Raw genomic sequence first — 24,596 nt, forward strand, 5'->3', positions numbered from 1 at the left:
GGAAGGCGGTCAAGGCGCCGGCAAATCGCTTGTGCGTTAGCCGGACACCCCTGCCGCGATGCGGCCCGCGGGCTGGCGGCACGGGTGGCGGCGGGCGGTCTTCGCAGCTTACGCCTTTCCCGTCGCCCCCGGGCCGCTCAGGGCAGTTGCAGTTCCGCCCGGCTGCCGGAGGCGCCGGGCCGGATCTCCAGCCGCACATCGATGCGTTCGCGCAACTCCGCCACATKGGAAATGATGCCCACCAGCCGGCCGGCCTGCTGCAGGTCGATCAAGGTATGGATGGCGAAATCCAGGCTCTCCGGGTCGAGCGTACCAAATCCTTCGTCCACGAACAGCGTATCGAGCTGGATGCCGCCCGAGCGCGACTGCACCACGTCGGCCAGGCCCAGCGCCAGCGAGAGCGAGGCCAGGAAGCCCTCGCCGCCCGACAGGGTATTGGCCGGACGCGCCATGCCCGTGTTGTGGTCGAACACCTCCAGGTCCAACCCGCCCGCCGCGCGCAGGTCGCCTTGCTCGCGCACGCGCTGTAGTTCATAGCGGCTGCGGCTCATGCGCATGAGCCGCAGCGAGGCTGCCTCCAGCACCTCGTCGAGCAGGGTAGCCAGCACGAAGCGCTGGAAAGTGATGCGGCGCGGGTTGTTGCCGTTKGCCACTTCGGCCAGGCGCCCCAGTACCGCGTAGCTGCGCTCGATGTCCGCTCCGTCGCTGGCCAGCCGGTCCAGGCGCCGCTGGCATTGCAGCAGGTTCTCGCGGCCACGGTGCAGGTCGGCCTGCTGGCGCACCAGCGCTTCCAGCGCGCTGGTGGCCTCAGCTTGCACCCGGCGCAGGGTGTCGAGATCGGGTGCCGCCAGGTCGCGCGCGGCGGCGGCAGCGCGCTCGCGGCGATCCGTGGCCGCGGCCAGGTCGAGGTCGAAACGCTGGACACGGGCTTCGAGCTGCACGGACTCCGCCTCCGGCATGCACGCTTCGGCATAAGCCTGCGGCGTGGCAAAGCCGGCCTGGGCCAGCGCGCCCGCGAATGCCGCGTCGGCCTGTTGCTCGCGCAGCGCGCTGCCGGCCATGCTGGCCTGCGCGGCCGCCTGCGCCGCCTGCGCCGCGGCAAGACCGGCGCCGGCCTGCTTGTMGGCAGCCTGGGCGGCCGCCAGCGCGGCATCGCATGCGGCCAGTTCGTGTCGTGCCTGCTCCAGCGCGCGCGCGAGCTGTTCCGGCTCGCGCCGCTCCGGCGGTACCTGTTCGCTGGCTGCCTGCCACTCGCCCTGCAGCCTGGCGTGGCCTTGCGCCGCATCCTGCGCGGCGGCATCGGCGGCGCKAATGGCGGCTTCGGCCGCGGCCAGCGCGCCACGCTGGCGCTCAAGTTCCGCGGCCAGTGCCTGGCGCTGCGCCGCGGCGGCCTGCGCGGCTTGCTGCTGCGCGCGCAGCGCCTTGCCGGCCTCGGCAAGCGCGTGCCTGGCGGCATCGGCATCCGCTGCCGCGTTGGCCGGCATGCCGGGGGCGTCGACGGCCGCGCGCGATTCTTCCAGCTGATCCTGGCGCAGCGTCAGTGCCGCCAGCGCGCCCTGCGCAGCGGCGGACGCCGCGTGCGCGGCCTGGTCCGCCAGCCGCGCGTCCTCGCGCGCCTGGTCCAGGACCTCGTCCGCCACCGGTGCATCGAACTGCAGGGCGCGTTGCGGATGGGCGGCACTGCCGCAGACCGGGCATGCCTCACCGGAGCGCAGGCTGGCCGCCAGCCGCGCCGCCTGCCCGGCCCGCCAAGCCTGCTCGGTCTCGCGCAAAAGCAGGGCCGCGGCCGACTGCCGCGCGGCGGCTTGCTGCGCCGCGTGCTGTGCGGCCTCGGCTTGGCGCCGGGCCTGTCCCGCCTGCGCCAGGGCGGTGGCGTATTTGTCCAGCGTGGTGCCCTGCCGGCCCAGATCCGCCTGCTTGAGCAGGATCGTCTCCAGGCCCTGCGCGCCGGCCTCGGCCTGGGCCAGGCCGGCTTCGGCCTGGCGCATCGCAAKGGCAGCCTGTTCCTGCGCACGCGCGGCATCCGCGTGCGCCGCTGCCGCGCGTGCCTGCCCGGCAGCGGCGCGCTGCAGTGCGGCCTGCAATGCGCCCAGGCGTTGCGCCTGCGGCAGCATGGCCTCCAGCTCCGCCACCTGCTTCTGCATCTGCTGGCGCTCGCCGATGCGCGMGGTCTGCACGGCGAGCGCGGCGGCCGCGCGCGTGGAAACGGCGGCGCAAGCGCTGGCGTGCTCGCCGGCGCTTGCCAGGGCCAGTTGTGCCTGCCGGTGCTCCTGCGCAGCCTGCGCGAGATGCTGCTCGAGGGGCCGCACCTGCGCGGCCCTGCGTGCCGCGCGCAGGCGTTCGCGCTGTTCCGCCACCTCAGCCTGCCGTGCCGCGAGCACCGCGTGGGCCGCCTCGGCTTCGCGTTGCTCGCGCAGGCGTGCGTCGGCCTGTTCGCCCTGCTGGGTCGCCAGCCTGGCATGCTCGAGCGCAGCGCGCGCGACGCCCTCGCGTTGCCCGAGTTCATCGAGTTGCGCCTGCAACGCCGCCACCTGCTCGCGCAGCGCCGCCACGGAATMGAGCTGATATTGCTGCAGCAAGGCGGACTGCTCGATACGCAGCCGTTCCGCCTGCTGGCGTATGCCCGCGGCCTGGGCCTTGAGCAGTTCCTCCACGCGGCGGTACAGCTCGGTGCGGAACAGGCGCTCGAGGATCGCCTGGCGGCTCTTGGAGTCCGCCGTCAGCAGCTCGCGGAAACGCCCCTGCGGCAGCACGATGACCTGGCGGAACTGACTACTRTCGAAGCCAAGCAGGTTGCGCACGAACTCGTCCACCCGGTTCGGCTGGCTGGCCTTGCTGGTCCAGCCGGCCTCGTCCATGCTGTCGAGCTGGGCCTTGGGGGTTTCCTTCACGATGCCGTCGCCGCGCAGCTTGGGGCGGTCCTGCGCGGGCGAGCGCGTGACCCGGTAGCGCTGCGCGCCCAGGCTGAACTCGAAGGTCACCTCGGTACGCAGGCCCGCCTCGGCGTTGGCGCTGCGCATGTCCTGCGCACTGCGCTCGCCGCCCGAGGTATCTCCATAGAGCGCAAAGCAGATGGCGTCGAGCAAGGTGGTCTTGCCGGCGCCGGTGGGACCGTGGATCAGGAAGAACGCCTGCTCGCCGAGCCGGCTGAAATCGATCTCCTCGCAGGCGGCGAACGGACCGAACGCCTGCAGCTTCAGGTGCAGCGGTCTCATGCGGACTCCCGGTCGGCGGCGGCAATGCCCTCCAGCACCTGCGTGAGCGCATGGCGCTTGCCCTCGTCGAGTTCTTCGTCGGCGACCTCCCGGAAGAAACTGGCGAACAGCTCGCCGGTGTCGAGCTGGCGCAAGCGCCGGCCCGCGGCGCTTGCCTCGCCGGAGCGCGACAGCACCGCACGCTCGATCGCAAGCGCATTGGGATAGGCCTGGCGCAGGCGAGCCATCGGATCGAGCAAGGCGCCCGTATCCGTCAGCACCGCGTGGATATAGTCGTCGCGCCGCGGATCGGCCGCGCCCTGCGCAACGAGCGCGGCCAGCTCGCCTTCGAGGATGCGCAGCTCGCGCCGGGGCGCCAGGGCGATGGTCTCGATGGCGACGGCACCGTCGGCACCCAGCTCGATCATGGAGACCGATTTCGCATGCGCGGCCTCCGACAGCGAATACTTCAGCAGCGAGCCGGAATAGTGGATGCGTTCGCCCAGCGTCTGCGGCCGGTGCAGATGCCCCAGCGCCACCAGGTCGAAGCCGTCGAACACGCCCGCGGCAATGGCGCCGCTGCCGCCCACCGAGAGGGGCCGCTCGGATTCGCTGGCCTCGCCGCCGATCACGAAGGCATGCGCCACCACCACCGACCGCGCATGGGCCGGATGCGTGGCGCGGATCGCATCGAGGCGGGCGGAGATGGCCGCTTCGTGACCCGGCATTTCCACGCCGAAGGTATCGCGCACCGTGGCGGGCTCGGCATAGGGCAAGGCATAGATGCGCACTTCGCCATGCGCGTCGGACAAGGTCACGCAGGCGGCGTCGCGCTCGGTACGGCCCGCCACGTGCAGGCCCTGCGCGGTCAGCAGCCGCGCGCCGAAACCAAGCCGCTGCGCGCTGTCGTGATTGCCGGCGATCATCACCACCGGCACGCCCGCGTCCACCACGATGCGCGCCAGCACGTCGTCCAGCAGCGCAACCGCCTCGGGCGGCGGCACCGCGCGATCATAGACGTCACCGGCGATCAGCACCGCATCGGGCTTGCGCTCGCGGACCAGCRCCACGAACTGATCGAGCACCCAGGCCTGGTCTTCAAGCAGGCTGCGCGCATGGAAGACGCGCCCGAGATGCCAGTCGGCAGTGTGAAGAAAACGCAATATGGAATCCCTGTGCGGGCCCTTCCTGGGCCCTTCATGAGCTCTTGGCGAGCCTTGTGCGAAACGCGGGCCCGTGTTGGCCGGCCGCGGCAGGCGACATGATAAACGCCCGGCGCGGCGTTCAGCTCCGGTTCAGCGCGTGCTCCGCACAATGCACAAATGCTGGTGCAAGGGCGCCAGCCCACGGCACGCCGGGCCAATCCCATGCCCGGCCATGCAAAACCAGGAGAACAAGATGAAACGCATTCTGATCGCAGCCGCACTTGCAACCGCAGCCATGGCCGCGCAAGCGCAATACACCGGGCCGTCCACCGTGCCGGGCGCCACCGTCAAGAGCCTGCAGGCGCAAGGCAAGGACGACCAGCCGGCGGTCCTCACCGGGCAGATCGTCAGCAGCATCGGCGACGAACTCTACAGCTTCGATGACGGCACCGGGCGGATGCGGGTCAAGATCAAGCACAAGCTGTGGCCGGCCGGGCAGCCTGTCGGCGCGGCCACCAAGGTAGAGCTGACCGGTGAATACGACAAGGACTGGGTGGGCGAGCCCAAGTTCAAGGTCAAGCAGATCCGCCTGCTCTGACCCGGCGGGCCTGCCGCTGAAAGACAAGAAGCCCGGCGCGCTCGCGTCGGGCTTCTTGTCTTCAGGGCGTTGCTGCCGGCAAGGTGCCGGGCGTTATTCCTGGATGTTGGCTTCGMTGACGATCTTGCGGTACGCCTCGGTCTCCCTGGCAATGAAGGCGCGGAACGCCGTGGCATCCTTGGCGTCGATATCGACGCCTGCCTCGGACAGCTTGTTCTTCACCTCGGGCGCGTTGATGGCACGCGCCAGCGCGTCAGACAGCTTGTCGGTCACGGCCTTCGGCGTGCTGGCCGGCGCGAACAGCCCGAACCACAGACGCATGTCGACGCTGGCCATGGCCTTGTTCTCCGCCAGCGCCGGGATATTGGGCGCCGCATGCGAGCGCGTGGCGGAGGTCACGCCGATGGCCTCCAGCTTGCCGGACTTGATCTGGGGCAGCGCGGTGGACAGCACCAGCACGCCCAGCTCGATCTGGTTGGCCATCAGGTCGGCGATGGCGGGCGCGCCACCCTTGTACGGCACGTGGGTCATATTGACCTTGCTGGCGGCGCGGATCAGTTCGCCCGACAGGTGCAAGGGCGTACCGATGCCCGAGGTGCCGTAGTTCACCGGCTTCTTGCTCTTGGCCAGTGCCAGGAAGCCGTCCACGCCGTGGATGCCGGACTGCGCGCCGGATACCAGCACCATGGGCTGCGAGCCCACCATGCGCAGCGGTGTCAGGTCGCGCTGGCCGTCATATCGGATCTTCGGGTTGGTCAGCCTGGCGATCGAGATTTCGCTGTTGGAGCCCAGCAGCAGCGTATAGCCGTCGGCCGACCCGTTGATGGTCTTGATCGCGCCGATGGTCCCGCTGGCGCCGGGCGCGTTGTCCACCACCACGGAGACGCCGAGATCCTGCCCGAGGCGCTGGCCCAGGACGCGCGCCACCAGACCGTTGCTGCCGCCGGCCGCGTAGGGCACGATGATGGTGATGGGCCGGTCGGGATACCCGGCCGCGGCGACAGGCGCGGCGGCGACGGCGAAGGACAGCGAGACGGCGGCGGACAGCACCGCGGCGAGGGACTTGTTCATCGGATTCCTTTCCTGCGCCTGTGAGGGCGCGCTTGCTATATATCTTGCGTAATGCGGGGGGAGATCAACGAGCAGCCCGATGATCGCCACGCCCTGGTGCGGGCCGCAATATACATGCCATCCAAAAATCTAGCCAAGTATCGTTTACGAGACCAAACTGGACCCATCCGGTCATCTTCCGCACCAGATTTGTTCAAGAGCCGCGAAGGAAGCGCAAAGCCTTTGCACCCGCCATGCGCGCGACGCGCGGGAAAGAAACGGCGTCGGGCGGCCTCGATGCCGCCTGCGGTGTGGCATGCACTGCCTGCCAGCACTCGCCATCCCGGGATCTTGCATGCTAGGATAGGCCATGTCTTCTTTTTGAGATTTTCAGGATGGATGCTCCGCTCGCTGCCGGGATGCCCGTCGATTTCGTGGAAATCGGCAACCGCCTGCGCGCCTATCGCCTGGGCGCGGGCATGCGAGCCGAGGCCATTGCCGAACAGCTCGGGGTCTCGCGCGCCGCCATCTACCGCATGGAAAAGGGCGACATCGTCAAGATCGAAACGCTCGGGCGGCTGGCCCAGTTGCTGGGCACGTCGCTGGCATCGATGCTCGGCGTGGAGTCCGAGTACTACCACTCGGCGGTCGCATATATCGAACGGATGCGCCAGCTCGAGCACGGCGCCACCCGCATCCTGGCGCATTTCGAGCCGATCTCCTACCTGCTGACCTCGCCGGACTACGCCGGTCATCTGCGGCAGATGCTGGCGGAGAGCCCGCAGCCGGCGCCGCAGCCCACCATCGATGCGCTGCTGGCGCTGCTCGAAGAGCGCAAGCAATCGTTCGCGCGCAGCGTGCCGCCCATCACCAGCCTGATCGACCTGCGCTCGCTGGAGCGCTTCGTGCATTTCGGACTGGTGGGGCGCCTGGACCTGCCGCCCGCGGTGCGCATGGAACGCTCGCTGGCGGCGCGGCGCGAGATCGAGCGGGTCATCGCACTGCTCGACGCGCAGCCGATCGGCCTGCAGATCGGCATCGTCGACGGCAGCATGCCCAACGTGACGTTCCAGGTCTTCGAGCGGCCGGGCCGGGCGTATGTGGCGACCAGTCCCTTCCGCTTTGGCGAGTTTCCCAATGTGTCGACCGGCATCGCCACGGTCACCGCCGCGCCCGAGGCCGTGCGGCTCTACACGGCCATGGTCAACGATCTGTGGCAACGCGCCTACAAGGGCAGCGACGGCGCCGCGCTGCTGCGGCGCATGCTCAACAGCGTATAGCCCGGCCTCCACGGAATCCTGCGGACTCTCTTTCACAGACTTTCACAGGCTTTCACAGACGCTCTCTTCGCGTAGTCTTTGTTCAACCGACCCAGCCTTCACTCACCGCATTGCGCCATGACGCTTGAAACCACGCTCCAGCAATTCCAGGATTCGCTCCCCGGCACCGACGCCTTCGTGGCGGTCAAGAACGCCACCCGCGACCTGATCGATACCGATCCCGCCCACGCCGCGGCCTACTTCCTGCTGTACGGCTTCGCCCGCTCCTACGTGCTGCTGTACGAGGACCAGGCCGTCACCATGGAGTTCGCCGAAGCGGCCAAGCAGGAGCTGCTCGGCTATATGCAAGGCATCGCGCGCGCGCTGCACGGCGATGTCGCCGCGCAGGTGGCCGAATTGAACCGCGTCGTCAGCACCTACCAGCGCGGCAAGAAGACGTTCTGAGGCGCGGCCTGCCTTGCGGGGAGATCGGGCTCAGGCGGGCCCGGTCTCGTTGTCCGCGATCCGGAACTTGCGCATCGTCTCCCACCGTACCTTGCGGCTGATGCCGAGGCTGGCGGCCGTATCCTGGCGACGCCAGCTGTTGCCAACCTGCGCGGCCACGATACGGCGGTGCTCCCCGGTCTCGCCGCGCCAGCCGGCATTGCGCTCGTTGCCGTCGAAGGCGCCCGGGCGCAGGTCGGGGCCCGAACGCACTGACTCGTATCAGTTCGAGTAAATATCGAAAGACAGAAGTTTCCGCAGCGCTTTGCAGCGAAATCCTACGATTTGATGGTTGTGGTGCAGGTGACAATGGATCGCATCTGCTTTCAGTGGAACCACGAAACCATGCAAGGCGCTGCGTTCGTTTCGACTGACCGAATGACGGGCCAACCCAGGCGCCTGCTCCATTCATCCCCTCGACCGGCGTCATGCCGGTCGCCCAGTCCGGGCTGCCATCCGCCCGTCTGCGCGCCTCGTCTCCCTCCCGCCAGCTCCATTCGGCGGGCGCATCCCCCTTGCCTGCGACGCACCTGATGCCAGGCCCCACCGCGTAACTCACCCGATAAATGTAACGTTTTCGCTACACATCGTTCGAATGTATGTCTTGACGGACATATAACATAAAATGATAATTACTCTCATTCGTACTACCATTCAATAAAACAGAGGTAATCGTGCAGACTGTTGTCGCCATCGATAAAAGCAAGAGATCTAACGCCATCCCCCGCCTTTCCGGCGCGGTCGGCATGGCGGTCGCAGCCGCTMCGGTGGCGGCGCAGACCACGGGCAATACCGCGTCGCACGTGGAATTGCCGCAAGTGACGGTGAGTGGTGCCGCCGACAGCGGCTTCAAGGCAGACACGGCTTCCTCGATCAAGACGCCCGCGGCACTGCTCGATACCCCGAAGTCGATCACCGTCATCCCCCAGGAAGTGATCCAGAGCACTGCTTCGACCAGCCTGAGCGAAGTGCTGCGCACCGTACCCGGCATTGCATTCGGTGCCGGCGAAGGCGGCAACCCGGTGGGTGACCGCCCGTTCATCCGCGGCTACGACGCGCAGGCAAGCACCTTCCTCGATGGCTTCCGCGATATCGGTTCGCAAAGCCGCGAGCTGTTCAATGTGGAGTCGGTGGAAGTCACCAAGGGCCCGGCCGGCGCCTACGACGGCCGCGGCTCCGCGGGCGGCAGCATCAATATCGTCAGCAAGGCGCCCAAGCTGACCAGCTTCGCCGAAGGCAACGTCAGCCTCGGCAACGCCGACTACAAGCGCGGCACCGCCGACGGCAACTGGAAGTTTGCCGACCACGCGGCGTTCCGCCTGAACGCGATGTACCACKATGCCGACGTGCCCGGCCGCKACGCCACGCACGCCAACCGCTGGGGCTTCGCGCCGTCGGTCGCGTTCGGGCTGGGTACCGACACGCGTCTGACGCTGTCGTACTACCACATGCAGTCGGACGACATCCCCGACACCGGCATCCCTTACAACAACCCCACGTTCAACGCCCGCACCGATGGCCGCCCGCGCACGCGCCTGGCCGGMGACGGCTCGCCCGTGAACGTGCCGCGCAATACGTACTACGGCCTGCTGGACCGCGATTTCCGCAAGGACAAGGCCGACATGGGCACGGTGCGCTTCGAGCACGATTTCAGCCCGGCGCTGAAATTCCGCAACCAAACCCGGTTTGCGCGCACCACGCAGGACTATATCTGGACGCAGCCTGACGACAGCCAGGGCAACATCTACTACGACATGGTCTGGCGCCGCGTCAACACGCGCGTCGCTACCGCGAAGACCATCGCCAACCAGACCGACCTGTCCGGCGAATTCGCCACCGGCACCGTCAAGCACAAGTACGCCTTCGGCGTGGAGTTCGGGCAGGAAAAGAGCGAGAACGACAGCTATACCGTGGCCACCGGCAGCAACCGCTGCCCCAGCGGTCCCGGCGCCGCCGGCGGCTACAACTGCACCACGCTGTTCAACCCGAACCCGAACGATCCGTGGGCTGGTTCGATCACGCGCGCGAACAACCCGACCAACTCCAAGACCACCACCAGTTCGGTCTACGCCTTCGACTCGATCGAGCTGAGCAAGCAATGGCTGTTCAATGGCGGCGTGCGCTTCGATCATTACACCGCCAACTTCCAGGCCGCCCGCGCAGCCAACGGCACGCGCGCCGAATACTCGCGCAACGATAACCTGTTCAACTACCAGTTCGGGCTGGTGTTCAAGCCGGTGGACAACGGCAGCATCTACATTTCCTACGGTACCTCGTCCACGCCGGCCGGCTCCTTCCTGTCCCAGGGCAGCGACGGCAATGCGCTGGCGCCGGACCGCGCCGGCAATCGCGGCGACCAGCTCGCCCCTGAAAAGAACCGTGCCGTCGAACTCGGCACCAAGTGGGACGTGCTGAACAAGCGCCTGCAACTGACCGCGGCCATCTTCCGCGTGGAGACCACCAATGCCCGCATCGTCCAGCAGGATGGCACCGCGGTCATGGCCGGCAACAAGCGCGTGGACGGGGTCGAGCTCGGCTTCGCCGGCAATGTCACCGACAAGTGGGCGGTGTTCGGCGGCTATACCCACCTGAAGAGCGAGCTGCGCAAGAACGGCGGCTCCGGGATTGCCTTCGGTGCCACCGACGGCCAGTCCTTCCCCAACACCCCGGCGGACAGCTTCAGCGCATGGACCACCTACCAGGCCATGCCCAAGCTCACGGTGGGCGGTGGCGCGTACTACGTGTCGAAGATCTGGGGCAGCGAAGCCACCAACAAGTGGGTGCCCTCGTACTGGCGCTTCGACGCCATGGCCGCGTACCGCATCAACAAGAACGTGGGCCTGCAGCTCAACCTGCTGAACCTGACCAACAAGGTCTACTACAACCAKGCCTACGCCAGCCACTACGCGTCCATCGCGCCGGGGCGCGCGGCAATCGTGAACCTCAACGTGCGCTACTGAGTCCGCGCTGGCCCGCGGCCGCGGCCGGCGAACCGGCACCGGCCTGACACGGCACATCGCCCCGCGCGGCGCGGTGTGCCGTTTTTCCTTTCACTCTTCGCATGGACACACTGCCCTTTCGCATCGCCTCCCCCGGCGAACTGGACCAGCTCGGCGCTGCCGGGCTGGCCGGCAAACTGCGCGAGCCCGCGCACCTGGCGCTGCCCTGGCTGGGCGGCGCGGCGGTGCAAGGCAACCTCGACGCGCAGATGATCCTGGGCCAGTGGTTTCTCGCCGGCCACGGCGTGCCGCGCGACGAGGCCCGCGCCTTCGCCTGGTTCAAGTACGCGGCCCATGCCGGACACGCGGGCGCCGCCAACCTGGCGGGGCGCTGCTACGAAAACGGCTGGGGCACCACGCAGGACGATCACGCGGCCGCGCAGTGGTACACGCTGGCGGCGCAACGCGGCTCCGAATGGGGCATGTACAACCTGGCCACCGCGCTCGTGCTCGGCCGCGGCATCGCCGCCAGCCGCACCGACGCGCTGGCGTGGTACGAGCGCGCCGCCGGCATGGGACATGCCAAGTCGCTCAATATCGTGGGCGGCTTCTACGAAGACGGCTGGGAAGTCGAACGCGACGCGGCCATGGCGATGGATTACTATCGCCGCGCGGCCGTAGCCGGCGACTTCCGTGGACAGTTCAACTACGCGCGCGCGCTCGCCCTGTGCGGCAAGGATGGCGAAGCCATCCGCTGGGTACGCGAGGTACCGCGGACCGCCAATGCCCCCTTTATCGAGAAGATGCTCGCGTTCCTGCGCGACGCGCCCGATGCCGCCCTCAACCGGCTGTTCGGCCATGCGGACGCCGCCGCGCKGGCACTCAGCTCACGCGGAAACCAATCTTCAGCGTGACCTGGAAGTGCGCCACCTTGCCGTCGGCGATATGGCCGCGTGTCTCTACCACTTCGAACCAGTCGATATGCTGGATGGTCTCGCTGGCCTTTTCGATGGCGCTGCGGATCGCCGCATCGCAACTGTCCGGCGAGGAGCCCACGATCTCGACCAGCTTGTAAGTGTGGCTTGACATGTCCGTCTCCTTGGCGTTCGTTGGCCGCAAGTTATACCGGCGCCCCGGGGCATCCCGGCGCGCCAGATACGCCTCTTCATCATAGGCAGCGGGCACGGCAAAGCCCAAGCGAGAGGAGCATGCGCGGTGGGGCGGCGGCTTGCGCCGCTTGCGGCATACGAGAATCCGGGCGGCAAGGTTCATGCCACTATGACCTGCGGCATGGCGACGGCGCGCGCGTTCGTGCATAGTCGACGCKAACTGTTGCAGGGCGCGTGAATCAGATGAATGGGGCGGCGAAAGTGTTTGTCCTTTCCGCCACATACGTTCTACCTTACGAATGTGCGCCCTGCCTTTTCGGAGACCGCAATGGCAATACGCTCCACCGCTTCACACAGCACCGCCCAGCTAAGACGGCTGGTCGGACAACTGCAGGCTGAAGTCGACTCCCTCGATCACCTGGCCATTTTCGATGCCGAGACGCAGACCGCGCTGGGCCTTGCGCGCGACCGCMTAACGCAAGGCATCGAAGCCATCGAAGACGCCATCCAGAGCCTGCGCACGCTGCAGCAGGTCCGCCCTTCGGGCATGCGAACCCGCAAGACACCGCGCGCCGCCTGACACGGCAGCCGCGCTGTCCCGCCGCCCGGTCACCGGCTCAGAATTCCTGTACCGCCGGGCGCAGCACGATCTCGTTGATATCCACGTCCGCCGGCTGCTCGATGGCGTATGCAATCGCGCGCGCCACCGAATCCGCCGGAATCGCCTGCTGGTAGAACTCATTGACCGCCTGCGTGCTCTGCGCGTGGCTGCTGCCGAGCTTGAGTTCGGAGTCGACCGCGCCCGGCGAGATCACGGTGGTGCGGATTGCGCCGCCCACCTCATGGCGCAGCCCTTCGGAAATGGCGCGCACCGCGAACTTGGTGCCGCTATAGACAGTGCCGCCCGGGCTGAAGACCTTCACGCCGGCAACCGAGGCGATGTTGATGAAATGCCCCGCGCCCTGCTTCTGGAAGACCGGCAGCGCCGCGGCAATGCCGTACAGCACGCCCTTGATATTGATGTCGATCATGCGGTCCCACTCGTCGACCTTGCCCTCGCTCATCGGGGCGATCGCCATCAGGCCGGCATTGTTGACCATCACGTCGACGCGGCCGAAGGCGGCCACGGCTTTCTCCACCAGCGCCTGCACGTCCGCGCGGCGGCTGACGTCCACCACGGCGGTCTCCGCGCGCCCACCCTTGGCGCGAATCTCCGCTGCCAGCGCTTCCAGGCGGTCGCCGCGGCGCGCCGCCAGCACCAGGGAGGCACCTGCCCCGGCCAGGTGGCGCGCGGTTGCCTCACCCAGTCCGCTGCTTGCGCCGGTGATGACGACGACTTTTCCTTCGATACCCTTGCTCATGCTCTTGCTCCGTGGAATGCAAGCGTGGTGCCTGCCGACGAAGTCATTATGTCTGGCGCATGAATCAACAAAAATGGAAATGTTTTGATTTCAGAATTCCAATAATTGGAATACCAGAGATGGCCGCTCAKGACGCATGCGCCGCGGCCATATTGCCGAAATAGGCGACCAGCGCATCGAATACCAGCCGGATGCGCATCGGCACGGGACTGCGCCGCGACCGGTAGATATACAAACCCCATGGCGCCGGCGCGTAGCGTTCCAGCACGCTGGCCAGGCGGCCCGAGCGCAGGTGAGGCTGGGCGAGGTAGTCTGGCAGCTGACCGTATGCGAGGCCCGAGAGGATGGCCTCCATCTCGGTCTCGGGATCGTCGCTGAGGAAGGCCGGCGAGCGCGGCGTGAACTGCTCGCCCTGGGCGAAGTACCAGGGCCAGGCGCGGCCGGTGCTGCGGTCGATCAGGCCGGTGACAGGCAATGCCGCCAGGTCGGCGAGGCCGGCGGGCTTGCCCACCCGCGCGATCAGCTCCGGCGTGCCCACCACATGGAAGGCCACGCGGGTGGTCATGCGCGCCACCAGGCGCTGGTCGCGGAACATGCCCAGGCGCAGGCCGATATCGATCTCGTCGTCCACCACGTCGGCAATCTGGTCGGACAGCCGGATGTCCAGCGTGATGCCGGGATGCGCCAGGGCCAGTGCCCGCAGCGCCACCAGCAGGTGTTGGCGGCCCAGCGTGCTGGGCGCGGTAATGCGCACGACGCCCTTGAGCTCGCTGTCGGAGCGGCTGGCCGGATGCGCGAACAGGCTGTCCACGTCGAGCAGCGCCGCGCGGGCGCGCTMGGCCAGCCGTTCGCCCGCGGCCGTGATGCGGATCTGGCGCGTGTTGCGGTGGAACAGTGGCTCGCCGACCGCCTCTTCGAGATCCTGGATGGCGCGCGTCACGGTCTGCGGCGACGTGCCGAGCCGCGCGGCAGCCGCCTTGAACGACGCCGACTCCGCCGCCGCGCAGAAGATCCTCAGCATTTCGAGCCGGTTGAGCATGGTTGTGTGGACGCCTTGTATGCGTGCGCGTGACGATGACGCGAAAGCGCGATTATAAAAGGCGCCGGCCACCGCGCCATGCCGCACTGCGCGGCACTCTGGCAGAATGCGCGACGCCCGCGGCCCGGGCAGCTTGCAAGCCCGGGTGCCGCATGGCCTGCCACTGCGCCCTTGCGGCCGCCTTGCGCGGGCTGCCCGTTTCCCGACACGAAGAATGAAGACAGCAACAACACTAGCGACGATCACGACAAAAGCAGCAGCAACCGTGCTGACGACCCTGTTCCTTGCCGTGGCGGCAGCAGTCGCGCCGCCCGCCATGGCCAAGTCCCGCGGCATGGACATGGATGCCGCGCCGGCACCGCGCGCAGCCGGCGCCAGCGCGCCCGGCTTTGCGCAATGCCCCCAGTTCTTCGCCCGCAGCGCCGCGCCCAGGGTGCAGAGCGACCCGCAGATCAAGGCGCGCGAACTTTGCTACGACGCCTTCGCCGTGCTCCACTCCGGCCGCAGCAAGACGCCGTTGTACGTGGCCGAGCGGCTGTCGCGCAGCCAGCTGATCGACGCGAAGGACGAGGAACGGACCGACCGCTTCTTCGCCGACGCGCGCCTGCCGCGCGCCGAACGCGCCGAACTCGATGACTACAAGGGCAGCGGCTACGACCGCGGCCACCTCTCGCCGGCGGCCGACCAGCCGACCGCCCAGGCCATGGCGCAGAGTTTCTCGCTCGCCAACATGGTTCCCCAGGCACCGCAGAACAATCGCAAGGCGTGGGCCTCCATCGAGAAGGCGACGCGCAAGTACGCCTTGCGTGCCAGCGGCGATGTGTACGTGATCTCCGGCCCCTTCTTCGAAGGCAAGGTCCAGACCATCGGCAACGACAACGTCTGGGTACCCAAGTATCTCTACAAGCTGGTCTACGACCCGTCGGCCAACCGCGCGTGGGCGCACTGGATCGAGAACACCGACGAAGCCCGGCCGGGCAAGCCGATTTCCTACAGTGAACTGGTCCGGCGCACCGGCATCGAGTTCCTGCCGGGCGTGCGCCTGGCGGACTGAGGAAGGGCCGATGGCGGCGCGCCTTGCCGGCCGCGTACCTGAAAGCCGCGAAAGTGGCACACTGGCGGTTTGCCGCGGCACCGGCGGGCCAGCCAGCCTGTCACGGCGCCGCCGCATCGCCACGCTAGCCTTGCCTGGCCTCACCTCTGTTATCTGTCTCACTAACGATGGAGCAAGCCCCCATGTCGAACAATAGCCAATGGATCCGCGTCGAAACCGAAGGCGGCGCCTTCGATGCCTACCTTGCCCTGCCGCCGGCCGGCAAGACCGCCAACGCGTCCGGGATCGTGCTGGTGCAGGAGATCTTCGGCGTCAATGAACATATCCGCGCCGTGGCGGACCAGTACGCGCTCGATGGCTACGTGGTGCTGGCTCCCGACGTATTCTGGCGCCAGGCGCCGCGCGTCGAGCTGGGCTACTCCGGTGACGACATGGCGCGCGCCATGGAACTGCGCCAGAAGGTCGACGTGGAGCTGGCGCTCAAGGATCTCGCCGCCACCGCCGGGGCGCTGCGCGCGCAGATCGGCGCGKGCGGCAAGATTGCCGCGGTGGGCTACTGCTTCGGCGGCCTGCTGTCCTACCTGAGCGCCGCGCGCGGGCTGGTCGACGCAGCCGTGCCGTACTATGGCGGCGGCATCCAGAACAACCTGCACGAGGCCGCCAATATCAAGGTGCCGGTGCAGTTCCACTACGGCGCGCTCGACGCGCACATCCCGGCTGAGGCCGTCGAAAAGGTGCGTGCGGCCGTGGCGGGCAACCCGCGCGCGGAAGTCCATGTGTACCAGCAGGCCGACCACGGGTTCAACTGCTGGGCGCGCGGCTCCTATCACCAGCCTTCGGCAGTGCTCGCGCATGGCCGCGCACTGACCTTCCTGGCCGGCGCGCTGTAAGCCGCGCAGCGTCGCACCTCGGCAGCCAGCCGGCTGCATGCCCGCGCCACGATGCTCCCGGCGCGGGCCGTCCCTCCTCTCGCACCGCGTCTCCGCCCGCGCCCACCCCCTCCCCGGTGTGCCTTGCACCGAATCCCTGCGGCCCGTATGCTGGCCGACGTTCGCCGACGCCGCCGACCTTGCCGCCATCGCGCTGCGCGCGCCCTGGCGCGAGCCGGGCGGYAGCGGCTCAAGACTTGCTGGACCTTAACGACAAGACGGAGACCACCATGCAGTCAGAGCAGCAGCGCGTCCTGCGCAACACCATCCCCGATGCCCTTGCCCGCGCGGTACGGCGCAGCCCCGGCAAGACCGCGCTGCGCTTCGGCGAACGCAGCTGGAGCTATCGCGAGCTCGAAGCGGCCAGCGCCAGCGTGGGGGCCGCGCTGCAGCGCTGGGGGCTGCGTCCGGGCGACCGCGTGGCGGCGTTCGGCAAGAATTCCGATGCCTATGTGCTGCTGTGGCTGGGCTGCCTGCGCGCCGGGCTGATCCATGTACCGGTGAATTTCTCGATGACGCGCGGCGAGGTGGAGTACATCGTCAGCCAGTCCGGCGCCAGCGCGMTGTTTGCCGATCCGGCGCTGGTGCCGCTGGTGGACGGCCTGCCCTGCAACGTGACTGGCAGCCTGTATGGCGGAGGCCCGCACGATGTGCTGGCCGCCGCCGATGGGGCCGCCGGCGCGATCCTCGCCACGCTGGACGAAGCCATGCCGGCGCAGATCCTCTACACCTCGGGCACCACCTCGGCGCCCAAGGGCGCGGTGCTAACGCATCGCGCCTTGCTGGCCGAGTACATGAGCGCCATCGCCACCTGCGATATCAAGGCCGAAGACTATTCGCTGGCGGCGCTGCCGCTCTACCACTCGGCGCAGATGCATGTGTTCCTGATGCCGCTGCTGCTGATGKGCGGCACCTGCCTGCTGGCGCAGGCCCCCGAGCCGGGCTTCTGCCTGCGCACGGTGCGCGAGGCCGGCATCACCAGCTTCTTCGCGCCGCCCACGGTCTGGATCTCGCTGCTGCGCCACGCGGAGTTCGATCCGCGCCAGCTTGGCAGCCTCACCAAGGCCTACTACGGGGCGTCGATCATGCCGTTGCCGGTGCTACAGGAGTTGCGCGAACGCCTGCCCGCGCTGCGCCTGTTCAACTGCTACGGGCAGAGCGAGATCGGGCCGCTGGCCACCGTGCTGGGGCCGGAAGAGCATCGCGAACGGCCAGCCTCCGCGGGTCGCCCGGTGCTCAATGTGGAAACGCGCATCGTCGACGAGACGATGCGCGATGCGCGCCCCGGTGAGCTTGGGGAGATCGTGCACCGCTCGCCGCAGTTGCTGACCGAATACTGGGACAAGCCGGAGCAGACCGCCGAGGCGTTCGGCGGCGGCTGGTTCCATTCCGGCGACCTGGGCTATATGGACGAGGAAGGCTATCTCTATGTGGTCGACCGCATCAAGGACGTGATCAATTCCGGCGGCGTGCTGGTCTCGAGCCGCGAGGTCGAGGAGTGCCTGTACCAGCATGCKGCAGTGGCGGAAGTGGCCGTGTTCGCCCTGCCGCATCCGAAGTGGGTGGAGGCGGTGGCCGCCTGCGTGGTGCTAAAGCGCGACGCGCACGCAGGCGAAGAAACGCTGCTCGCCCATGCGCGCGCGGCGCTGGCGCCGTTCAAGGTGCCCAAGCGCATCGTGTTCGTGGCGGACCTGCCGCGCAACACGGCAGGCAAGCTGCTCAAGCGCCAGCTGCGCGAGGATTACGCCAGCCTGTTCAGCGCCTGATGCCGCCGCGCCGTCAGTACGGCATCGCCACGCCGTTCTGCACCTTGACCCGGTCGCCGTTGCGCAGGTTGTACGGCGTCGACTGGGTCAGCGTGAGATAGCCGTTGTCGGTGGTGCGCACGCGGATGCGGTAAGCCGGCGGCGCCGTATTGGCATGCTTCTCGACTTCGTTTCCGGCCACCGCGCCGGCGACGGCGCCGCCGATGGTCGCCACCGTGTTGCCACGCCCGCCGCCGACCTGGTGGCCTAGCAGGCCACCGACCACCCCGCCAATCAGCGCGCCGGCGACGCCGCCGCCCGGCGATTGCCCTTGCACCATCTCGATCGATTCGACCTGGCCGTAACGCACGCCATAGGCGTCATAGCCGCCCTCGGCAGGGCTGGTCTGCGGGTAGCCGGCCTGGGGATACTGCTGCTGAGGGTAGCCCTGCTGAGGGTAGCTCTGCTGCGGGTAGCCTTGCTGCGGGTAGCTGTCTTGCGGATAGCCAGGCTGGGAGCCCGGCTGCGGGTAGGCTGCTTGCGGGTAACCCTGCTGCGGATAGGCAACCGGATAGCCTGCGCTGGCCTGCGTGCTGCCGGCCCCGTAGCCACCATAGCCTGCGCCATACCCTCCATATGGCGCGGTCACGCAGCCGGCCAGGGCACCGGCGGCAAGCAAACCCAGCACGGTGGTACGAAGGGGAGAAAAGGGGAAAGACATCGGTGGCTCCTGCGGTAGTCGCGTGTTGTGATGCGCGCGAGTCTAGGGCCGGCAGGGCGCCGCGGGTGTCACCGAGGCTTGTGATTGGTAACTGCCTGTAACGCCGCGTGCGCGGCGCCGCGATGCGCCCGTTCAGCCGCGCTCCGCGCCGTCGTCGTTGAACTGGGTCAGGCGCGCCACGCGGAAGGTGCCGCGCAGCGACTCCAGCTCGCTCCGATGCAGCATCGCCAGCCGGTTCAGGAAGCGCTCGCCCTTGGCGAGCAGATGCACTTCCACGATGCGGCGGTCGTCCGAATTGGCCTTGCGCTTGACCAGGCCCGCTGCCTCGCAGCGATTGACCAGCGCCACCACGCCATGCTGCTTGGCCTGCAGGCGCTCGGCCAGCTCGCCGATCGACGCCCAGTCCTTGTCGGCGCAGCCGCGGATATGCAGCATCAGCAGATACTGCTGCACGGTMAGGCCTTCGTTGTGGGCCGCGTCCTCCGAGAAACGCAGGAAACGCCGCAGCTGGTAGCGGAAATCGGAAAGCGCCTCGAAATCCTGCTTGGCAAGCGGTTTGGAGGCGGCAGGCTGACGGGTCATGGCGGGCAGCGTCGTTGCGCTGTGATCTTGGCTCGACGCTCATTATAGGGCTGTGCCCGGGGCCGTCCCTTGGGGCTGCGGCAGCAAGCCGGCATGCATGCGCCCGCATTTCGACCGGCACCGGTGCGGGTATGGCAGAATCTGTGCGTCCGCAGACACTCCCGACTGCCGACACCTTTCATTGCCACKGAACCGAAACCGATGTTCACGGAAATCGCCCTCTTCCTGCTCGATACCGTCTTCACCTTGTTCGGCATGGCGCTGTTGCTGCGTGTCTGGATGCAATGGACGCGCCTGCCAACCCGCAACCCGGTTTCGCAGGGTGTATTCCAGATCACGGACTGGCTGGTGCGGCCGTTGCGCCGGATCATCCCCGGCCTGGGTGGCATCGACTGGGCCACGCTGCTGGGCGCATGGCTGACCGCGATCGTGTTCCTGCTGCTGGTGATCATGCTGTCGGGCGCCGATCCGTCTACCCTGCTGCCGCTGCTGGTGTTCATCTCGCTGCTCAACGTGCTGAAATGGGGCATCAGCATGGTGATGTGGGTCACGTTGCTGATGGCCATCCTGTCGTGGGTGAACCCGCATTCGCCGGTCACCCCTGCCATCAACCACCTGACCGAACCGCTGCTGCGCCCGATCCGCCGCGTGGTGCCGCGCCTGGGCGGCTTCGATATCTCGCCGCTGGTGCTGTTCGTGATCGCGCAGATCCTGCTGATGATCATCGCCCGCCTGGGCGCGGGGCTGTTCGGCGCCCGATTCGGGCTCTGATTCGGGCTCTGATTCGGGCTCTGATTCGGGCTCTGAAGGACACATTGGCGGGGCGCGAGTGGCGCATGAGCAGCCCAGAACACTTGAATTGACGCTGAGGGGCTGCCAAAGGTGCCTGCCGGGGCGCCGGCGAGCCTTCGCCTGGCCCGTCGCCAGCGGCATGCAGGACTACCATTGTCCATGACGTTGGACAGTGTTTCGAGGATTAGGGCTTTTTCCTGGGAAGCCGGCAGCATACATTACGGGCAACGTGGCGCACGCCACTAAGCATCACGATAAGCCCAGGAAGAAAAGCTCCATGAAGACCCTCGCACAGCCCCGCACCCTCGCCGCAACCCTACTCTGCGCCATTGGCCTGTCGCTGGCCGCCGCTTCCGCGCACGCCAGCACGCCGGTCTCGGACCTGGCCCGCCTGGACGGCAGCATCGGCCGCCAGATCGACGCTTTCACCGACGGCGCACGCCAAGGCCCGCGCGACCCGTTCACCGATGGCGCGCTGACCGGCCAGCGCGATGCGTTCACCGACGGTGCCCGCAGCGTGAGCGATGCGCGCAGCAGCTTCAGCGACGGCGCCTGAGCACAGCACAACGGCATCCCCCGGGACGGAAGAGACAACAGCAGCAGGCCAAGGCCGGCCTGCCAGCCGGTCATGCAGCCGCGCCAGCCCTCACGGGCCGGGCGCGGCTGTTTCGTTTTGGGCGCGCCCCAGCAGCTCAGCCGTCCTCGCGCAGCTGGCCCTGCAGGTCGGAGGCCGCCATCATGGCCTCCACGGCTTCCATGAACACGCGTACCTTGCGCGGCTGCAGCCTGCGGTCCGGCAGCAGGGCAAAGACCCGGAGCGGCGGCGTCAGGAAGTCCGGCATGACCTTGACCAGCCGCCCCTGCGCGACCTCCGCCTCGCAATAAGCCTCTGACAACCGCGCGATGCCAAGTCCGGCCAGCGCCCCTTGCRGGCGCAATTCCGCGTTGGAAGTCTGCATGCGCGGGCGGATCGGCACGGACACGCGTTCCTCGCCACGCATGAACTCCCACATCCCGTCCCCGGGCGTGGTCAGCGTGGGCAGGTTGGACAGGTCCTCCGGTTGCAGTTGCTGCGGCAGGCTGGCGGCCAGCGCCGGCGCCGCGAACAAGCCACGTTCGACGTGATAGATGCGCCGCGCCACCGTGCCGGAGTCGGGCAGGTCGTTATCGACCGCGACGAAGGCGACATCGAAGCCGTCACGGATGGGATCGACCATGCCCTGGCAGATTTCCACCTTCACATCGAGGGCCGGGTGGGCGGCAAGCGTATKACAGATCACGCCGCCCAGGCGCTGCGCACCGAACTCGTACGGCGTGGCKATACGCAGCACGCCTTGCACGCGCTCCTCGCGCGCCAGCGTTTCCTGCCGGATCTCGCGCAGCCGCGCGAACAGCGGCGCCACATCGCGGTACACGGCGCTGCCGGCGTCGGTCAGACGCATGCGCCGGGTGGTACGCTGCAGCAGCTTGGCTCCGATGGCGGCTTCCAGCCGTGCCACCGCCGCCGAGACCCGGGACTTCGGGCAGTCGAGCTGCTCGGCCGCTGCCGTGAAAGTGCCTTGCTCGACCACGCAGCAGAAGGCTTCCCAATCGTTCCACTGGATTGTCTCGTTCACCAGGCCGGTCTTCCTTTTCCAAACTATGTTTCCAGACGCGCGCCATTATGCGGCACGCGCTGCGGCCGCGCAGGGCAACACTGGCGCGCGGCGCGCATTTCCTCTACCCTTTCGGCCTTTCCGTGCATATTCGGCGTTCGGCCGAACCGACCGATGGCCAGCCCTGCCGCTCCAGACAATCCAGCCAACCCTGCCGCYGGCGCCGGCGCGGACCCCGCAGCACCGGCCCAGGAAAAACCGAGCGATACCTATGTGCAGTCCTTCGCACGCGGCCTTTCGGTCATCCGCGCCTTCGATGCCCAGCATCCGGCCCAGACGCTGAGCGAGATCGCTCAGGCCAGCGGCCTGACGCGCGCCGGCGCGCGCCGGATCCTGCTGACGCTGGTGGGGCTGGGCTATGTGCGCGCCGACGGGCGCCTGTTCCGCCTGACGCCCAAGATCCTGGACCTCGGCTTCGCCTACCTGACCTCGATGCCGTTCTGGAACCTGGCCGAGCCGATCATGGAGGCGCTTTAGCAGGAGGTGCACGAGAGCTGTTCGATCTCGGTGCTCGATGGCACCGAGATCGTCTACGTGCTGCGCGTGCCGGCACGCAAGATCATGACCATCAACCTGTCCATCGGCAGCCGCCTGCCGGCCTATTGCTCGTCGATGGGCCGCGTGCTGCTGGCCGGCCTGCCGGACGCGGAGCTGGAGCGCGTGCTGGGCGCCTCCGACCTGCGCGCCCGCACCAGTCGCACGGTCACCGATCCCGCGGCACTCAAGACCATCGTCGCCGGCATCCGCGAGCGCGGCTGGGCGCTCAACGATCAGGAACTCGAGGAGGGCCTGGTGTCGCTGGCGGCGCCCATCCGCAACCGCGCGGGACAGATCATCGCMGCCATCAATATCAGCGGCCAGGCCAACCGCACCAGCGCCGACGAGATGGCCGCCAGTTTCCTGCCGCCGCTGCTGGCGGCGTCCGAGAAGATCTCGAACCTGATCAGCCTGCGAACCTGAGAGAGCGCGCTCAGCGCGCCTCGCCCGCGGGCAGCGCGACGCTGCCGAACTCGGCCGAGCGCGTGCCCGGCAACGGATGGTTGCTGGCGCCGAAATACGCGAAGGCCGCGGACAGCTTGACCGCCTCGGAACTGTTCCGGCCCGCGCTGTGGAACAGCCGGCTGTCGAAGAACAGCACGTCGCCGCGCGCCAGCGCCAGCGGCCGCACGCCGCGCAGCAAAGCCTGGCTGGCCGGGTGCGATTCGATCAGGAACTCCGCCGCGTCGAGCTGCCCCGGTTCCAGCGCCACCGTGTGCGAGCCGGGAATCACGCGCAGCACGCCGTTGCTCTCGTCCTCGCGCCCCAGCGCCAGCCACACCGTCACCAGTTCAGGACTGGCGAACGACCAGTAGCGCGTATCGCGGTGCCAGCCGGTCTGGCTGCCATAGTGCGGATGCTTGGTCATCACGCAGTTGTGGTGCGCCAGCGTCAGGCAGACCGGCTCGCCCAGCAGCGTCGACACGACCTGCGTCACCGCGGGGTCGCTTGCCCACTGGCGGAAGGCTTCGTCGCGCCCGTAAGCCTGGCGCAGGCGGCGCACGGTGCCGCCGCCCGCCGCATCGCGGCTGGCCGGCGCGCCCGGATAACCGAGTTCGGCTTCGTATTCCACCGGCGCTGCCGCCTGGGCCAGTTGCGCGCGCGTGACCTGCTCGAGGCGGTCGCAGACTTCGGGCGGCGCAAAGCCACGCAGCACGATAAAGCCATCGGCATGGAAGGCACGGTTCAGCGCTTCCAGTTCGGCGGGAGCGGGAACGATGGCGKAGGCCTGGGCTGCCRCCGAAGCAGCGGCGCCCGGGGATGCGGCGAGGGGGGAGTTCATTGCAGCGGATGTGGGTTGGCAGGGCTGACAGCTTCGATAATGCCAGAAGCCGCGCCATCCGGCGTGATCTGGCGCAAGCCGGCCCGCCAGTAGCCCTCGCTACGTGCGCAAACAGACTGTTCCCCGGTACACGCGCGCCGCTACAATGGCCGGGTCCTCGATCCGACCCGCAGGCCTCCAGTGACCGCTCGCCCCCGCATCGTCGCCTCGCTCTCCGAGGCGGAAGCCCAGCTTGGCCGCATCGTCCTGGGCAAGCCCCGGCAACTCCGCCTGGCGCTGGCCTGCATGCTGGCGCGCGGCCACCTGCTGCTCGAGGACCTGCCCGGCGTGGGCAAGACCACGCTGGCCCATGCGCTGGCGCGCACGCTCGGCCTGCAGTTCCAGCGCGTGCAGTTCACCAGCGACCTGCTCCCGGCGGACCTGATCGGCGTCTCCGTGTATATGCGCGACAGCGCCGAATTCCGCTTCCATCGCGGGCCGGTCTTCGCGCAGGTGGTACTCCCCGACGAAATCAACCGCGCCACGCCCAAGACGCAGAGCGCCTTGCTCGAAGCCATGGCCGAAGGCCAGGTMACGCACGATGGCGTCACGCATGCGCTGCCCTCGCCGTTCTTCGTCATCGCCACGCAGAATCCGCTGGACCAGATCGGCACCCACGCGCTGCCCGAGTCGCAGCTCGACCGCTTCACCATGCGGCTGTCGCTGGGCTACCCCGATGCGGCCTTCGAGCGTGTGCTGTACCTCGGCGGCGCGGCGCCCGCGGCCGCCGCTCCCGTGATGGATTCGGACCAGGTGGCGGCGCTGCAGCAGGCCGCGGCGCAGGTCTATGCCGGCCCCGCCCTGGTGGACTATGCGCTGGCGCTGGTGCAGGCCACCCGCGCGCATCCTGGCTTTGCGGCCGGGCTGTCGCYGCGCGCCGGCCTTGCGCTGCTGGCCTGCGCGCGGGCCTGGGCCCTGCTCCACCAGCGCGACATGGTGTTGCCGGAAGACGTGCAGGCGGTGTTCGAGCCGGTGGCCGGCCACCGGCTGCTGCCCGCGAGCGGCGCCGGCGCGGGACAGGAGACCATCGCGCGGCTGCTGGCCGACGTTGCCATTCCCTGA

Annotated in this window: 22 protein-coding genes and 2 pseudogenes; 13 read left to right on the forward strand and 11 right to left on the reverse strand. The window is 68.2% G+C overall.

The window, feature by feature from the left end; all coding sequences use genetic code 11:
* Nucleotides 1-137: 137 nt before the first annotated feature.
* Both AC1DKV_RS27760 and AC1DKV_RS27765 read right to left on the reverse strand, forming a co-directional pair.
* Nucleotides 138-3,215, reverse strand: coding sequence for an AAA family ATPase (locus AC1DKV_RS27760; RefSeq protein WP_477138419.1), 3,078 nt, complete (start codon nt 3,213-3,215; stop codon nt 138-140).
* A complete protein-coding gene (locus AC1DKV_RS27765) occupies nt 3,212-4,357 on the reverse strand; it encodes an exonuclease SbcCD subunit D (protein WP_477138420.1) in 1,146 nt (381 codons plus the stop codon). Before AC1DKV_RS27765 ends, AC1DKV_RS27760 begins: the two co-directional genes overlap by 4 nt.
* A 235-nt stretch (nt 4,358-4,592) precedes the next feature.
* Here AC1DKV_RS27765 and AC1DKV_RS27770 point away from each other — a divergent pair, with 235 nt between their 5' ends.
* On the forward strand, nt 4,593-4,937 hold the full coding sequence (locus tag AC1DKV_RS27770; RefSeq protein ID WP_441650237.1) for a YgiW/YdeI family stress tolerance OB fold protein: 345 nt from the start codon (nt 4,593-4,595) through the stop codon (nt 4,935-4,937).
* A gap of 93 nt (nt 4,938-5,030) precedes the next feature.
* Here the strand turns inward: AC1DKV_RS27770 and AC1DKV_RS27775 are convergent, their stop codons facing one another.
* A complete protein-coding gene (locus tag AC1DKV_RS27775; RefSeq protein WP_477138421.1) occupies nt 5,031-6,008 on the reverse strand; it encodes a Bug family tripartite tricarboxylate transporter substrate binding protein in 978 nt (325 codons plus the stop codon).
* Between the two features lie 374 nt (nt 6,009-6,382).
* Here AC1DKV_RS27775 and AC1DKV_RS27780 point away from each other — a divergent pair, with 374 nt between their 5' ends.
* Together AC1DKV_RS27780 and AC1DKV_RS27785 are read left to right on the forward strand one after the other, a co-directional pair.
* Entirely contained in the window at nt 6,383-7,267 is an 885-nt protein-coding gene (locus AC1DKV_RS27780; RefSeq protein WP_441621883.1) for a helix-turn-helix domain-containing protein, read from the forward strand.
* Between the two features lie 117 nt (nt 7,268-7,384).
* Complete coding sequence (locus AC1DKV_RS27785) at nt 7,385-7,711, forward strand: hypothetical protein (RefSeq protein ID WP_441621882.1); 327 nt, start codon at nt 7,385-7,387, stop codon at nt 7,709-7,711.
* 30 nt (nt 7,712-7,741) lie between these two features.
* Here the strand turns inward: AC1DKV_RS27785 and AC1DKV_RS27790 are convergent.
* Nucleotides 7,742-7,945, reverse strand: a pseudogene (locus AC1DKV_RS27790) (sigma-54-dependent Fis family transcriptional regulator); the annotation flags it as partial.
* A gap of 551 nt (nt 7,946-8,496) precedes the next feature.
* Here AC1DKV_RS27790 and AC1DKV_RS27795 point away from each other — a divergent pair.
* Nucleotides 8,497-10,710 (forward strand): TonB-dependent receptor, encoded by a 2,214-nt coding sequence (locus AC1DKV_RS27795; protein WP_477138422.1) that lies wholly within the window; start codon nt 8,497-8,499, stop codon nt 10,708-10,710.
* A gap of 101 nt (nt 10,711-10,811) precedes the next feature.
* The gene (locus AC1DKV_RS27800) at nt 10,812-11,603 is read left to right on the forward strand and encodes a tetratricopeptide repeat protein (protein WP_477116820.1); all 792 of its coding nucleotides are present in this window, start codon (nt 10,812-10,814) and stop codon (nt 11,601-11,603) included.
* On the opposite strand, the gene AC1DKV_RS27805 is transcribed toward AC1DKV_RS27800, so the two are convergent.
* Nucleotides 11,572-11,778 carry a dodecin gene (locus tag AC1DKV_RS27805; protein ID WP_441621876.1) on the reverse strand — a complete coding sequence of 69 codons (207 nt, stop codon included), beginning with the start codon at nt 11,776-11,778 and terminating at the stop codon, nt 11,572-11,574. The genes AC1DKV_RS27800 and AC1DKV_RS27805 overlap by 32 nt on opposite strands.
* Nucleotides 11,779-12,126: 348 nt before the next feature.
* On the opposite strand from AC1DKV_RS27805, the gene AC1DKV_RS27810 reads away from it, so the two are divergent.
* Nucleotides 12,127-12,378, forward strand: a complete 252-nt coding sequence (locus AC1DKV_RS27810) for a hypothetical protein (RefSeq protein WP_477138423.1) — start codon at nt 12,127-12,129, stop codon at nt 12,376-12,378.
* A gap of 37 nt (nt 12,379-12,415) precedes the next feature.
* Here the strand turns inward: AC1DKV_RS27810 and AC1DKV_RS27815 are convergent, their stop codons facing one another.
* Nucleotides 12,416-13,159, reverse strand: coding sequence for an SDR family oxidoreductase (locus AC1DKV_RS27815; RefSeq protein ID WP_441650235.1), 744 nt, complete (start codon nt 13,157-13,159; stop codon nt 12,416-12,418).
* Between the two features lie 127 nt (nt 13,160-13,286).
* On the reverse strand, nt 13,287-14,198 hold the full coding sequence (locus AC1DKV_RS27820) for a LysR family transcriptional regulator (protein ID WP_477138424.1): 912 nt from the start codon (nt 14,196-14,198) through the stop codon (nt 13,287-13,289).
* A 316-nt stretch (nt 14,199-14,514) separates the two neighbouring features.
* On the opposite strand from AC1DKV_RS27820, the gene AC1DKV_RS27825 reads away from it, so the two are divergent.
* The 3 genes from AC1DKV_RS27825 (at nt 14,515) to AC1DKV_RS27835 (ending at nt 17,947) form a co-directional block, all read left to right on the forward strand.
* Entirely contained in the window at nt 14,515-15,252 is a 738-nt protein-coding gene (locus tag AC1DKV_RS27825) for a DNA/RNA non-specific endonuclease (RefSeq protein WP_441650240.1), read from the forward strand.
* Nucleotides 15,253-15,434: 182 nt separating this feature from the next.
* Nucleotides 15,435-16,142, forward strand: a complete 708-nt coding sequence (locus tag AC1DKV_RS27830; RefSeq protein WP_477138425.1) for a dienelactone hydrolase family protein — start codon at nt 15,435-15,437, stop codon at nt 16,140-16,142.
* A gap of 269 nt (nt 16,143-16,411) precedes the next feature.
* Nucleotides 16,412-17,947 (forward strand): fatty acyl-CoA synthetase, encoded by a 1,536-nt coding sequence (locus tag AC1DKV_RS27835; protein WP_477138426.1) that lies wholly within the window; start codon nt 16,412-16,414, stop codon nt 17,945-17,947.
* Between the two features lie 13 nt (nt 17,948-17,960).
* Here the strand turns inward: AC1DKV_RS27835 and AC1DKV_RS27840 are convergent, their stop codons facing one another.
* Both AC1DKV_RS27840 and AC1DKV_RS27845 read right to left on the reverse strand, forming a co-directional pair.
* A complete protein-coding gene (locus tag AC1DKV_RS27840) occupies nt 17,961-18,647 on the reverse strand; it encodes a glycine zipper 2TM domain-containing protein (protein ID WP_441650233.1) in 687 nt (228 codons plus the stop codon).
* A 132-nt stretch (nt 18,648-18,779) separates the two neighbouring features.
* Complete coding sequence (locus tag AC1DKV_RS27845) at nt 18,780-19,229, reverse strand: MarR family winged helix-turn-helix transcriptional regulator (protein WP_441621862.1); 450 nt, start codon at nt 19,227-19,229, stop codon at nt 18,780-18,782.
* 201 nt (nt 19,230-19,430) lie between these two features.
* Between AC1DKV_RS27845 and AC1DKV_RS27850 the strand changes: the two genes are divergently transcribed.
* On the forward strand, nt 19,431-20,000 hold the full coding sequence (locus AC1DKV_RS27850) for a YggT family protein (RefSeq protein WP_441621860.1): 570 nt from the start codon (nt 19,431-19,433) through the stop codon (nt 19,998-20,000).
* Nucleotides 20,001-20,298: 298 nt separating this feature from the next.
* The gene (locus AC1DKV_RS27855; RefSeq protein WP_441621858.1) at nt 20,299-20,577 is read left to right on the forward strand and encodes a hypothetical protein; all 279 of its coding nucleotides are present in this window, start codon (nt 20,299-20,301) and stop codon (nt 20,575-20,577) included.
* Nucleotides 20,578-20,713: 136 nt separating this feature from the next.
* On the opposite strand, the gene AC1DKV_RS27860 is transcribed toward AC1DKV_RS27855, so the two are convergent.
* Nucleotides 20,714-21,637 carry a LysR family transcriptional regulator gene (locus AC1DKV_RS27860; RefSeq protein ID WP_477138427.1) on the reverse strand — a complete coding sequence of 308 codons (924 nt, stop codon included), beginning with the start codon at nt 21,635-21,637 and terminating at the stop codon, nt 20,714-20,716.
* Between the two features lie 153 nt (nt 21,638-21,790).
* Here AC1DKV_RS27860 and AC1DKV_RS27865 point away from each other — a divergent pair.
* Nucleotides 21,791-22,636, forward strand: a pseudogene (locus AC1DKV_RS27865) (IclR family transcriptional regulator).
* Nucleotides 22,637-22,646: 10 nt separating this feature from the next.
* Here AC1DKV_RS27865 and AC1DKV_RS27870 read toward each other — a convergent pair.
* The gene (locus AC1DKV_RS27870) at nt 22,647-23,495 is read right to left on the reverse strand and encodes a phytanoyl-CoA dioxygenase family protein (protein WP_477138428.1); all 849 of its coding nucleotides are present in this window, start codon (nt 23,493-23,495) and stop codon (nt 22,647-22,649) included.
* 180 nt (nt 23,496-23,675) lie between these two features.
* Here AC1DKV_RS27870 and AC1DKV_RS27875 point away from each other — a divergent pair, with 180 nt between their 5' ends.
* Complete coding sequence (locus AC1DKV_RS27875) at nt 23,676-24,596, forward strand: AAA family ATPase (RefSeq protein ID WP_477138429.1); 921 nt, start codon at nt 23,676-23,678, stop codon at nt 24,594-24,596.

Source organism: Cupriavidus sp. 05T41 (assembly GCF_056396525.1).